We start from the raw sequence: 12580 nt of genomic DNA, 5'->3' as shown, positions 1-12580 counted from the left end.
TGAAATTACCCCTAATCCAACCGTAGCTTTTTTTTTAGCTAAAATTTAGGCTTGACGATTCAGTTGTTGTTGCAAGGCTGCAATCATATCCGCACGGCTGATTATCCCAATCAAGCGTTGCTCTTCAACCACGGGAATATAGTTAAACGACTTTTCGACAAAGTAAGGCACCAAATCCTGAATCGGCTGCGTAGGACTGACCGTCACGACTGTATGGCTCATGATTTGTCGCACATAATGCTGCCAAGAGTTGCGTGGATCTGTTGCACCCTTAAACCACTCCACCACTTCATATAAGGCCAAAGTCCCAACCAAATGATCATCGGCATTCACGACTGGCAAACTCATTAAATTCACCGCCTTAAACTTATCTAAGGCCTGATGAATGTCATCATGCTCATGTAGCTTAATCACATCACGACTCATAATATCCTGACAAACGAATGTATTCACCAAGCGTTCATTGGCATGCGATTGCGCTTCCAGAATAATTTTTTCTAAATCGTACTGGCTAATATCCAACAGCTCCGTGTGATGCTCTAAGGCATATTCAATATCTTTGGGTTGAATCGAAACTTTCTGGGTCGGTGTCGGATCTTTAGAACGCTCATTCACATGGGCGGTGAGTGGATAATGTCGTCCAATCAAACGATTAAAGAACACCGCAAATACGAGTAATAAAATAGAGTTCAATAACACTGGATATAAGATGAAATGAAAGCCCAATCGATGCACCGCATCCCCACCTAATACTGCGGTAATCGCAACCGCACCACTTGGTGGATGTAAGGAGTCCGTTGTCATCATCAGGAAGATCGCCAAACCGACAGCAACGCTAAAAGCACCAGTTAAGTCGGGTAGATATTGCGTACAAACCACACCAATAAACCCAGCCAAGGTATTTCCGACAATCACATTCCATGGTTGTGCCAAAGGACTATTGGGTACTGCAAATAACAGTACCGAAGATGCGCCCATCGGTGCGATATACCATGCATTCATCCCACCCAGCACATACCAGCTGATCAGTGATGAAATCGCCAAGCCGCATAATGCACCAAGCGCGGAAAGCCCCCTCTCTTTTAAAGGTAGAACTTTATAGTTGGGTTTTAGAAAATTTAGCCAGTCTGATCGGGTCAAGCTCACAATGCACCTTGCTGGAATCGTGTTGTTTTATTCGATGCAGCAGTATACGCCTACTCAAGCTTAAGATGTATTTAAATTACAGTTTTAAATAATGACTAAAACGATTAAATAAGGAAGCTGATCAATTTAAATATTCTTTTAGCTGTTCCAATCGCTCAGCATATTTTTGCATCGGACAAAATTCATACATTGGTGAACCGATATAGGCACCCGCATTACGACATTCCTGATCCACAAAATTTTTCCAGAGTTGCTGCGATTTCATAATGTCATTATAACGTTCAGGCTGCTTATACTCCTGACTCTGTTTTTTAATTCGATCCAATAATTGTACAATCTGCTTGGTATATAAGGTTTTAGTTCTGGTACTACAGATTTCCACCACTGCATTGTTGATATTACCCAATTTTAGCTCTTGAATGGTTTCGTCAACACATTGGCTATAAGGATCTATGGTTTTATCCTGTGCTTTGGCAAAAGCATGAGCACTCAAACAGGTCATTATCAGTAATGCGACTTTAAACATTAATTTTGTCATTGATTGGCTCTTTTGTTTTTTGTCATCTTTTCAAATCATAATCAAAAATTACGCTGATGCTGATTTTTTTATTCTTCCACATACGGCTGGTCATGGTTGTGAAGCAATCTATTTTGCAAGGATCCAACTAGGCTAAACATATTTTTCATTCAGATAACGCCAATAACGTTTCGGCAGATATTGCACATGCAATTTAATATTTTGCCGTTCTTTAATATTGATACTCTGAAAATAATCTTTCCAAAGCTGATCATATAAGATCTCTTGTTCATCCAACTCTAACTGAAAACTTTGGCTACCGCCCTTTTGCAGATTGCAATCAATCTTATCAGCATCCATAAAGACCTCATGAATCTGCTTGAGGTCGTAATAAAGACCATAGTTACGCTGCTCATCATAAATCAGCCAGCGCTGATCCTGATAACGGCGTCTAAAATGCGGTTGAATCAAAGGCAGTACATTAAAATCGGGACGAACTAAGCTCAAAAACAGCCCATCCGTGGTTTTCTTAAACCGTACAAAAGCCTCCATCCGATGCTTTTCACGGCCAACTTTTTTGGTCCATTGAGAAATCGCCAGCACACTTGGATGTAAATAATCTTTTTCAATCGAATAGGACTGCTGAAACACATAGATGCAATAATTAAAGAGATGCTGATAAGCCTCCAGTGACTCAGACAAGGAGGCAAAATAAATCTGCTTTAGCGCAGCTGGAGAAAGCTTCTGTTGTAAAGCAGACCAAACCCGTTGGGCATGTGGCTCATGATTGGCGACATCAACAACATCGGAAAATAAACCATGTTGTGTCTCACCCAATAAACACAGTTGTACCTCAAATTCTTTAAACTGAAAAGCGCGAAATACACAACTCAATAACCCCAACATTGAGCCATCAAAACAATAATTGAGTTTCTGATTCAACATCATTAAAACCCCAAACTCAACTGTGGAGAAAGTGGCTTAATATATTTGGATGTGCCTTGGGTCAAAATTTGCTGACGAATAAAACCAGAAGAAAGTTCCTTCTGGAAACGTGGACTGTCTTCACAACGAATAAAATATTGTGCACGTGAATAGGCCACACCCAATTGCTTTAATAGGTCGATGTGGATTTTGCCAAAACGACGCGCCTGTACAATTTTCTTAGCGGATTTCACCCCGATACCCGGCACGCGTAAAATCATCAGGTAATCAGCTCGATTTAAATCCACCGGAAACTGTTCAGGATGCCGCAAGGCCCAACTGAGTTTTGGGTCAACGTCCAAATCCAAATGTGGGAATCGTTCATTGACGATTTCATTGACCTGAAAGCCATAAAAACGCATCAACCAATCGCTCTGATAAAGTCGATTTTCGCGTAGCAAAGGCGGTGCAGAGCCAACCGCAGGTAGATAGTTATTCTCGGTATTAATCGGGATATAGCCTGAAAAATAGACCCGTTTCAATTTAAATTCTTTGTAGTGCCGATCTGCCATAAACAGCACATCTTGATCCGTTTCCTGATGTGCACCCACCACCATTTGTGTAGTCTGGCCTGCAGGGACATATTTCGGCACATGCTTAATAATTTGACGTTCATCTTTAAGTTGAATCAAACGATCCCGAACCAGCCCCAAATCCTTTTGTACTTCTTGATGTGACTTTTCAGGAGCAAAGGCTTTTAATCCTACTTCTGTAGGCATTTCTAAATTAATACTCATGCGATCAGCATACAGGCCCGCTTCATGAATCAATTCAGGGGAAGCACCTGGAATGGTTTTAAGATGAATATAGCCATTAAAGTTTTCTTCCAAGCGGAGTTTCTTCACCACTTGCAGCATACGTTCCATGGTATGGTCGGCGGACTTGAAAATGCCTGAACTGAGAAATAGCCCTTCGATATAGTTACGGCGATAGAAATTAATGGTCAGGTCAACCACTTCCTGTACCGTAAATGCCGCCCGTTTGACATCATTGGAACGACGTGACACACAATAGGCACAATCAAAAATACAAACATTGCTGAACAGGATTTTCAACAAAGAAACACAGCGTCCATCTTCGGTATAGCTATGACAAATTCCTGCTCGACTGGCGTCGCCTAAACCTTTGTCTTTATTTTTACGGTCACTGCCACTGGAGGAACAGGACACATCATATTTGGCAGCGTCCGCTAAAATTTGTAGCTTTTCACGAATGCGATCAGACATTTCAAACGACCCAAGGAGAACAGAGAATATCGTTTAAAAATTAGCATTTCAAAGTTGTGAAATTAAGTCCCCAAGAGATGCAATACGTCATGAGCTGACGTATAGTTGTGGGTCGAGGACTTGTTATAAGCAAAAATTAAGACGATTCAATGCAATAGCTTGATTAACTCTACAACCTAAATATAAACAATTGAAATAAATAAAGATTAAAATACCATGAACCCCATACTTCAAAAACTTGCACAACCATTCACTCAAAAACTGATTGTCAGCAAAGCACAAATTTGGCGCTGTTTGATCCAAACACCCTTCTATGCAGGTGTTCCCATCTATTTTATATTTGTCGCTTTTTTTGCGCCTGATCATTACTTTTCCACAGAAATATTCAAAGTATTGTATGAGATATTCTTGGTTGTCCTGTACATTGCCTTGATCTATTTCATTCTGGTTTTTCTTCCAAGCTATTTTGTGCAACTGTTGCTACAAAAATACCAATTGCTGAATTTCTTTTCGATTATGGCTTATGCCCTTTTATTTACTTTTGTTATCCCGAGCTTGATCATTATTTTAAACACAGCCCAAATCAATATTATCCCATTCAGATTCTTTGTTATTCTCTGTTTTTTCTCTCTTACATTTGCCGTGACCAATTGGATCCTATTAGTCAGAACAGCAAATAAATCTAAAAGCTGTTCAAAGCTGAAATTCCCCAACTAGCCTTTGCCACTCCTCTACAAAATCCTTATACTTAAGCACAATTTTTGTTTGATTCCAGTGGATGCACCATGAGTCGTGCTATATCGCATATTGATACCTTTCAGGGCTTAATTCTTGCCCTACAAAACTATTGGGCGGAGCAAGGCTGCGTCGTATTACAACCATATGATATGGAAATGGGCGCAGGTACTTTCCACACTGCGACCTTCTTACGTGCATTGGGGCCAGAAACTTGGAACGCGGCTTATGTTCAACCATCACGTCGTCCGAAAGACGGTCGTTATGGGGAGAATCCGAACCGTTTACAACACTACTACCAGTTCCAAGTGGTACTTAAGCCAAACCCAGACAATATTCAACAGCTTTATCTTGATTCACTAAAAGCCATCGGGATTGATACCCTAACTCACGACATTCGTTTCGTAGAAGATAACTGGGAATCTCCAACACTTGGCGCATGGGGCTTAGGTTGGGAAGTTTGGTTAAATGGTATGGAAGTGACTCAGTTCACTTACTTCCAGCAAGTCGGTGGTATTGAATGTTACCCAGTGACAGGTGAAATCACTTACGGCTTAGAACGTCTGGCAATGTACCTTCAAGGTGTAGACTCAGTTTACGATCTGGTTTGGACCAAAGGTCAATTCGGTACCGTAACCTATGGTGATGTATTCCATCAAAATGAAGTTGAGCAATCAACCTATAACTTCGAATACGCGCCAGTCGACAAGATGTTTGAATTATTCGACTTCTATGAAGCTGAAGCCTCTCGTTTAATCGAAGCTGAATTGCCACTTCCTGCTTATGAGCAAGTGATCAAGGCATCGCATTGCTTTAACTTGTTGGATGCGCGCGGTGCAATTTCGGTAACTGAACGTCAACGTTATATTTTACGTGTTCGTACTTTGGCGCGTTCAATTGCACAAAGTTATGTGGCTGCCCGTGCCAAACTTGGTTTCCCGATGGCAGAACCACATTTGCGTGATGAAGTATTGGCTCAACTTAAAGCACAAGTTGAAGCAGAAGCTTCATTAAAAGCAAAAGACTAAAGTTATCTGTCTGATGCAAAATCCGCACTCTATTGTCCATTATGGTATTGACGATCAGCAACAAAGCATTGCCAACGCTGTTCAAAATGGTCAATGGGTGAGTGCTGCCAACAATACCAAGTGGTCTGAGCTGATCACATTCATGCAAAACGATGACTGGGGTCCTAGTTATCGTTATTGCTGGATCAGCAATAAATTTATCAGCAATTGGGATGTTGAATGGTTTGGTCATTTACCCTATCCATTTGCAGGGGTGTTATGGCTAGACTTAAGTACTTTAGAGCATCAGGTGGAAAAGCCTTGGGGACATAAGAAAATCATTGACCACTCGGCTCGATTTAAAAATTTATTGATAAAGATTGGTTTAGAGTTTGAACAACGTGAAGATGTCATTCGAATTTGGGGATACCTGCCCAAAGATGAAACAGATTTTCCACCCCAAACCAACTTTGTACAACCACACCATATTTTTTCGGATACATGGAAATGACACATACCGTACTATTTGAATTGGGTTGTGAAGAACTTCCACCCAAAAGCTTAAAAACCTTACGTGATGCACTTAAAGCAGAAACTGAAAAAGGCTTAAAAGAGGCTGGCTTAAATTTCGCCTCTATCGAAGCCTATGCTGCGCCACGTCGTTTAGCATTGAAAATTGTTGATATCGATGCTGCTCAGGCAGATACACAAAAACGTTTTGATGGCCCTGCTGTGCAAGCGGCTTATGATGCTGAAGGCAAACCGACCAAAGCACTTGAAGGCTTTATGCGTGGTCAAGGCATTACGGTTGATCAGCTTTCGACGTTCCAAGCAGGTAAAGTTGAAAAAGTTTGCTTCTTGAAAGATGTCAAAGGTCAAAGTCTTGATGTTTTACTACCACAAATTTTACAGACTGCATTGGATAACTTACCAATCGCAAAACGTATGCGTTCAGCGGCAAGCCGTACTGAATTCGTACGCCCAGTAAAATGGGTCGTGTTACTGAAAGATGATCAAGTGGTTGAAGCAACCATTCAAGATCATACAGCAGGTAATGTGACTTATGGTCATCGTTTCCATGCACCTGAAGCCGTGACTTTGATGCATGCAAATGACTATTTAGCAACTCTAGAACAAGCCTATGTGGTTGCGAACTTCGAAAAGCGTCAAGCAACCATTCAAGCACAAGTGAAGACATTGGCAGATGAAGTCAATGCGACTGCTATTGTGCCAGCAGACTTGCTTGATGAAGTCACCAGTCTGGTTGAATGGCCTGTAGCTTTACGTGCAACTTTCGAAGAACGTTATTTAGCGGTTCCACAAGAAGCCTTGATTACCACCATGCAGGATAACCAAAAGTATTTCTGCTTAATCAACGCCGAAGGTAAATTACAGCCTTACTTCATTACCATTTCAAATATTGAGTCGAAAGATCCGATTCAAATTATTGAAGGGAATGAGAAAGTTGTACGTCCTCGTTTGTCTGATGCGGAATTCTTCTTCTTACAAGACCAAAAGCAACCGCTTGCGTCTCGTAAAGAAAAATTAGCCAATATGGTGTTCCAAGCACAATTGGGTACGCTGTGGGATAAATCACAACGTATTGCGAAACTGGCTGTGGCATTATCTCCAATGACGGGTGCCAATGTTGCTGATGCTGAGAAAGCAGCATTACTTGCTAAATGTGACTTAACTTCTGAACTCGTGGGTGAATTCCCAGAACTTCAAGGGATTGCAGGTACTTACTATGCACGCCTTGAAGGTGAGAATAATGAAGTTGCCGAAGCGTTAGGTGAGCAGTATTTACCGAAATTTGCTGGTGATGTATTACCGCAAACCAAAACAGGTACTACTATTGCCCTTGCGGATCGTTTAGATACATTGGTCGGTATTTTCGGTATTGGTCAAGCGCCAACAGGTTCAAAAGATCCATTTGCATTACGTCGTTCTGCAATCGGTATCTTGCGTTTAATCATCGAAAATGAACTTGATGTGACCATTGAAGAGTTGGTGAACTTTGCCTTACAAGGTTATGGCGACATCATTAAAGATCACGATAAAACCCGTGCGGATGCGGTTGCATTCCTTGAAGGTCGTTACCGTGCCAAATATGAAGACCAAGGCGTTGCGGTTGATGTAATTCAAGCGGTACAAGCACTTGCACCAAAATCGCCACTTGATTTTGACAAGCGTGTAACTGCGGTCAACCATTTCCGTACATTGCCTGAAGCGGCAGCATTGGCCGCAGCCAATAAACGTGTTGCCAATATTCTTGCCAAAGAAGCGACACCGGAAGGTGCTGTGGTTGAAGCCAATCTGGTTGAAGCTGCTGAAAAAGCACTTTATGCAGAATTGTCTGCACTCACGCCTGTGGTTCAGCCTTTGCTTGCTGCGCGTAACTACACAGAAGCCTTGTCTAAGCTGGCTGCGCTTCGTGCACCAATTGATGCCTTCTTTGAAGGCGTGATGGTGATGGCAGATGATGTAGAGTTAAAAGCCAACCGTTTACGTTTACTTGCTCAATTACGTGATTTATTCACGGCAATTGCAGATGTAAGTGTATTGCAAGGCTAAACCTGTATTTATTTGAAATTATTAAAAAAACCTGCTAAAAATAGCAGGTTTTTTTATTTACACTTTTTATAAGACTATAACGACATGAAAAAATACACTTTATTGCTCTCTACTCTTTTAGCGATTGGACAAAGTGCTTGTTCTTTAAATCCTAGTTCTAGGGCCCAGCCAGAGATAGAAAACCATCAAAATATACAGAATCCTATCGCGATTGGCATGGCTCGAAGTGAATTTATTACCAAAGTGATTACACCAAGCTCAAGTAAATTAATCGGTGATCAACGAATTGATACTTTTATATTCTATAAAAGAGAGAACAGCGCTAAGATCTACGGACAAGCTTTATATAATGGTTTAGTCGCAAGTACATTGCCCTTTGATGCATTAATAGAAAAGGTATCAATCCCAGACTCAGCGTTTAGAGGAGACAAAGCAATTATTCAAGTGATCTATGACTCATCTGATCGCGTGGAAAAAGTTGTAAGAATCCAATAAATCAACTTGAAAATGAGTACTGTCTCAATTTGCTCAACCTCGTTCATCAATGAATGCATTCATTCAAAGTGCCATCGTGCTGACGCAGCTAAGTGTATGTAAGGTTAAGCTGATATTTGCAGCTATTCAACAAACCTGCTAGTAATAGCAGTTTTTTAATAAACATTGATTAATAAAAATGATGCTACCTAAAAATTATTATCGTATCGATATCATTCTGACCGTTATACATGCCGCTTTACTCTTAATCAGTTGGACAAGCTACACAGTATTTCCATTTATTCGAACCAAACCCGATATGAGTGGCCTGTTTTTTATGATCATTTCAATTTTGGGTGGAATGATTGCACTAATTCTTTTGGCAGTTGTCTTACCTCGTTTAGATCAATCTGTCAGTCAACTAGCACTCAAGAAATTTTTATTTGCCTTACTCTACTGGATCAGCAGCAGCAGCATTTTTATTTTATTTGGCAATACGCTATTGCTCTTTAATCAACCACTCCCTTGTATCCTTATTTTCTCATTTATCTTTTTAGGCTCAATCTATTTATCCGTCATACGACTCGCACATATACGCAAACAAGATTACTTGATTTTTTTAGGCATTTTTGGCTTTTTATTTCTCTTCTTTTTCTGCATAAGTTTTAGTTAAAGGTTACTTACCGTATCAATTTCATATCATCCCAACTCTTTTCTTCGAACCAACGATAAGATATAAAATCTCGATTGCGACAATATCGCGGAAAGGACAAAAAGATGATCAAAAAAGTACCCGCACTCTGTTTAGCGACTGCACTGATTGCATCGTCTTCGCTCTGGGCAGCAGATCCAACTAGCACCACAAGCAATGCTTCTAATGCTGTGCCTGAAAAAGCGATGCCCTATGGCGACAATCCAAGCTTAGGACGGGTCTTGTTGTATAAAACAGGTAAAGGCATGCAGAATTTAGGCGATTCAATCCAAGGTGCATCTGATAACACCTCACAAAAGATCAGTGAAAGATGGCAAGACACCAAGAAATATACGGAAGAACAATCTGAAGTTGTTCAAGCGCAAACTGAAAAAGCCAAGCAATACACAGCTAAGAAATGGCAAGACACTAAAGATGCAGTGGTTGGCACCAATGAAGGCAATGTTCCGATTGAACGTGCTGGACTGAGCCAACCGTCAAGTAACTAAACCCAAGAACCTCTACCATGTAGAGGTTTTTTATGGCGGCCGATTCATTAGAATAAAGATTTTTTCGGGCTATAAAATATCAGTTATATACAGCGGATTTGTTATAGTGATTTGAAACATAGGTTTTAAATTTACAGTGTACGCTCAAAACATTTATTGAACTTCACGAGTTTTGCCGACAGACTCAATCGTATAAATTCATCGGACTGGAATTTTGCACATGACGCAACAAAAATTTAAAACCATTCTATTTTCCTGCATCAGTGCAATCAGCTTCACTGCTTGCTCAACATTATCCACACCCAACAATGGCACACAAACATTACAACAAGTGAAGAATATTGGCGCCACGCCTTCAACTGAAGGCAATACTGCAAAACTGAGCAAACAAGGTCAACACTGCAACATTGAATTTACGGGCTATTTTGATGGTGGTCAGGCCGTTGAGCAGTGGGTGTTTAACCAAAATGGTTTAATTTCAGCAAGCTCTACCACCCAACACTATCAAGATAAAACGCTTGCTCAGCCCACAACCGCAACTGCTTTTGATGTGCAAGATGCGACTGTTCAAGCCAACTTTCAAAAACTGCAAAGTAACTTTAGTGCGGATAAACTAACACAATGTCATTAAGCCAATAAAGAACGCGTTGTATCTATCTCTAGTTGCAACGCGTCATGGCTTTTAAACTATTTTTGGATCGATCTTTCAACTATAAAATCATCTTAATTCGAACTGAGTCCGCTGGTTGCAGCCAGTAAATCAATGCGTGGGAACACCAAACCTGTACGCGTATCGGTAATCGGCTTACCTGTCACTCTTAAACGATTTACGGTTTGATCGATAGTCTCTGATGGTGTCACAGCATTGGCGCGTAATAATGCGATTGCCCCTGCCACATGAGGCGCTGCCTGTGAAGTTCCGCCCTGAGTTTCACCGCCTGCAGTAATCATTGCCCCAGGTGCCAGTAAAGTCACTAATGAGCCACCATTACTAAAGCAGGTCACTTTATCGGCAGCTGTGGTTGGATCAGAGCATTTCAATGGATTGCCCCAAGACACCCCACCAATATTACTATCGTACACCGCACCTACTCGTACTGCACCTTTCACACAGGCCGGTGAAGAAATCCCATCAGCAAAAGCATCGTTGCCTGAAGCCACCACAGGCACAACACCTGCCGCACGTGCGTTGGCAAATGCCGTGCTGTAACTGCTATTGTTACATTCCGAGGTGTATTTCACCCCAGGCACACCCAAGCTTAGATTAATGGCTTTGATGTTATAAGTTGGTGCATTATTTACCGCCCAGTTAATGCCTGCCAGAATGTCGCTGTCATAAGCGGTACTTGCCCATTGCCCTTGTGATCGGACTTTTCTAAACGCATCAATCCCAATAATTTTGGTTTTAGACGCAACTTTGGCAACAATCCCAGACACATTACTGCCATGCCCATCATCATCCAGAGTATTGTCATCTGGTGCACTATCAAAGGCATAGACCACGCGACAAGTTGAAGCTGGGGTATTGACTGCGGTACAACCAAAGTCAGCATGTTTATAATTCACCCCAGTATCAATCACCACCACGCTTGAGCCTTCTCCAGTAAAACCATTTGTGAGCGCTTGTGGCTGGTTAATTAAAGGAAGACTTTCCATGGTGGTGGTTACATTTTTACGGTTTGGATAAACACCTTTGACATTTGGATCATTCAAGACCTGTGCCAGCGTCTCCCGATTCTGAATACGATAGAGACCTAAAGGTAGGCCATTAAATTCTCGCAAGGTTTGAAAGCCTGCCGCTTTGCTAAATTTATTTTTAAACTGACTTTTAGCATCTGCAATCAGGCTACGTTTTTCTCGCCCTAAAGTGGTGCTCGTTGCACTGCTATCGTATTCAATCAGTAGATCATTTGAATCATTGTCGACTAAGGCATCAATATTAATTTTGCCATTCGACACTTTATTTAATGCTGCGGTGCTGAGTCGTTGTTTGAGTTGGACAGCATCGAGTGCCGCAGCTGAGGTTGTGGTGGTATAAAAAGCACACAGGCTTAAAAGTAGTAAGGTTTTATTGTTCACTATTGATCTCCATCGTTCTTGGATAAAGAACGGTTCTTAATATCTGTTTTTCTTGGATAAAAGAAGCCCAGACGATTTAAAGTTTTTTAATTTCATTGGCTGGATCAGTTTCAGGATCAATCGGTTGTATCGAAGGATCACTTTTAGTGTCATAAAATTGGTTGTTTTCTTGCGTTTTATCCAATTTTTTTAACATATGCGATGTGGTATGTTCTGTGGTTTTCACCTCCTCTTGATGTAATACAGTTGAAATACCGCCTGAAGGTTCAGGATGGATTTGATATACCGCAGTATCATCGGTTGAGCTGTTCGGTTCTGCAGGTTCAAAATAGAAGACCACCACGCCCAGCGCGATCAATACCAGCAGAAATGCTGCAATCTGTTTCATTCATATTCTCCAGTGCGTTATTTACTGGCCATTACTTGGTTTTCAATTCTTTTTCTATAAATAATGCGAATACAAGTTAAGATTCACTTTAAATTTCACCTATTTTTTTAAATAAAATACGATAGGAGTCATCGTACTATCAAAAAGACAGTGATGTTTTGGTTCAGGCTTGTGCTTTAAAAAGTATCCTTAATGCACAAAGAATGATCTTGATGGGATAAATAAATTGCATTAAAAAAGTGCAATATTT

At 40.9% G+C, this 12580-nt stretch carries 13 protein-coding genes; 7 read left to right on the top strand and 6 right to left on the bottom strand.

Annotated elements, in window-relative coordinates; all coding sequences use genetic code 11:
* Nucleotides 1-45: 45 nt before the first annotated feature.
* The 4 genes from NG55_RS10950 to NG55_RS10935 form a co-directional block, all read right to left on the bottom strand.
* A complete protein-coding gene (locus NG55_RS10950; protein WP_016660131.1) occupies nt 46-1146 on the bottom strand; it encodes an HPP family protein in 1101 nt (366 codons plus the stop codon).
* Between the two features lie 121 nt (nt 1147-1267).
* Nucleotides 1268-1684: a lysozyme inhibitor LprI family protein gene (locus NG55_RS10945; protein ID WP_023271251.1), complete on the bottom strand. Its 417-nt coding sequence runs from the start codon at nt 1682-1684 to the stop codon at nt 1268-1270.
* Between the two features lie 132 nt (nt 1685-1816).
* A complete protein-coding gene (locus NG55_RS10940; protein WP_171257966.1) occupies nt 1817-2608 on the bottom strand; it encodes a TIGR03915 family putative DNA repair protein in 792 nt (263 codons plus the stop codon).
* 2 nt (nt 2609-2610) lie between these two features.
* Nucleotides 2611-3873, bottom strand: coding sequence for a putative DNA modification/repair radical SAM protein (locus NG55_RS10935; RefSeq protein ID WP_065343257.1), 1263 nt, complete (start codon nt 3871-3873; stop codon nt 2611-2613).
* Between the two features lie 785 nt (nt 3874-4658).
* Between NG55_RS10935 and glyQ the strand changes: the two genes are divergently transcribed.
* The 7 genes from glyQ (at nt 4659) to NG55_RS10895 (ending at nt 10494) form a co-directional block, all read left to right on the top strand.
* On the top strand, nt 4659-5636 hold the full coding sequence (gene glyQ, locus NG55_RS10925) for a glycine--tRNA ligase subunit alpha (protein WP_004657598.1): 978 nt from the start codon (nt 4659-4661) through the stop codon (nt 5634-5636).
* 13 nt (nt 5637-5649) lie between these two features.
* The gene (locus NG55_RS10920) at nt 5650-6126 is read left to right on the top strand and encodes a DUF6678 family protein (RefSeq protein ID WP_016542793.1); all 477 of its coding nucleotides are present in this window, start codon (nt 5650-5652) and stop codon (nt 6124-6126) included.
* Entirely contained in the window at nt 6123-8189 is a 2067-nt protein-coding gene (gene glyS, locus NG55_RS10915) for a glycine--tRNA ligase subunit beta (RefSeq protein WP_065343255.1), read from the top strand. The genes NG55_RS10920 and glyS overlap by 4 nt, the downstream gene beginning before the upstream one ends.
* Nucleotides 8190-8273: 84 nt before the next feature.
* Nucleotides 8274-8684 carry a hypothetical protein gene (locus NG55_RS10910; protein ID WP_023271244.1) on the top strand — a complete coding sequence of 137 codons (411 nt, stop codon included), beginning with the start codon at nt 8274-8276 and terminating at the stop codon, nt 8682-8684.
* 178 nt (nt 8685-8862) lie between these two features.
* On the top strand, nt 8863-9336 hold the full coding sequence (locus NG55_RS10905; RefSeq protein ID WP_065343254.1) for a hypothetical protein: 474 nt from the start codon (nt 8863-8865) through the stop codon (nt 9334-9336).
* 104 nt (nt 9337-9440) lie between these two features.
* Nucleotides 9441-9863 (top strand): hypothetical protein, encoded by a 423-nt coding sequence (locus NG55_RS10900; protein ID WP_065343253.1) that lies wholly within the window; start codon nt 9441-9443, stop codon nt 9861-9863.
* A gap of 220 nt (nt 9864-10083) precedes the next feature.
* Nucleotides 10084-10494 (top strand): hypothetical protein, encoded by a 411-nt coding sequence (locus NG55_RS10895; RefSeq protein ID WP_023271241.1) that lies wholly within the window; start codon nt 10084-10086, stop codon nt 10492-10494.
* Nucleotides 10495-10586: 92 nt separating this feature from the next.
* Here the strand turns inward: NG55_RS10895 and NG55_RS10890 are convergent, their stop codons facing one another.
* Both NG55_RS10890 and NG55_RS10885 read right to left on the bottom strand, forming a co-directional pair.
* Nucleotides 10587-11942 (bottom strand): S8 family peptidase, encoded by a 1356-nt coding sequence (locus NG55_RS10890; protein WP_065343252.1) that lies wholly within the window; start codon nt 11940-11942, stop codon nt 10587-10589.
* A gap of 76 nt (nt 11943-12018) precedes the next feature.
* On the bottom strand, nt 12019-12330 hold the full coding sequence (locus NG55_RS10885) for a hypothetical protein (RefSeq protein WP_016542786.1): 312 nt from the start codon (nt 12328-12330) through the stop codon (nt 12019-12021).
* Between the last annotated feature and the right edge of the window lie 250 nt (nt 12331-12580).

Source organism: Acinetobacter gyllenbergii (assembly GCF_001682515.1).
Classification (GTDB): domain Bacteria; phylum Pseudomonadota; class Gammaproteobacteria; order Pseudomonadales; family Moraxellaceae; genus Acinetobacter; species Acinetobacter gyllenbergii.
The sequence above is the reverse complement of the archived record's forward strand: the minus strand, read 5'-3'. Positions and strand labels throughout refer to the sequence as shown.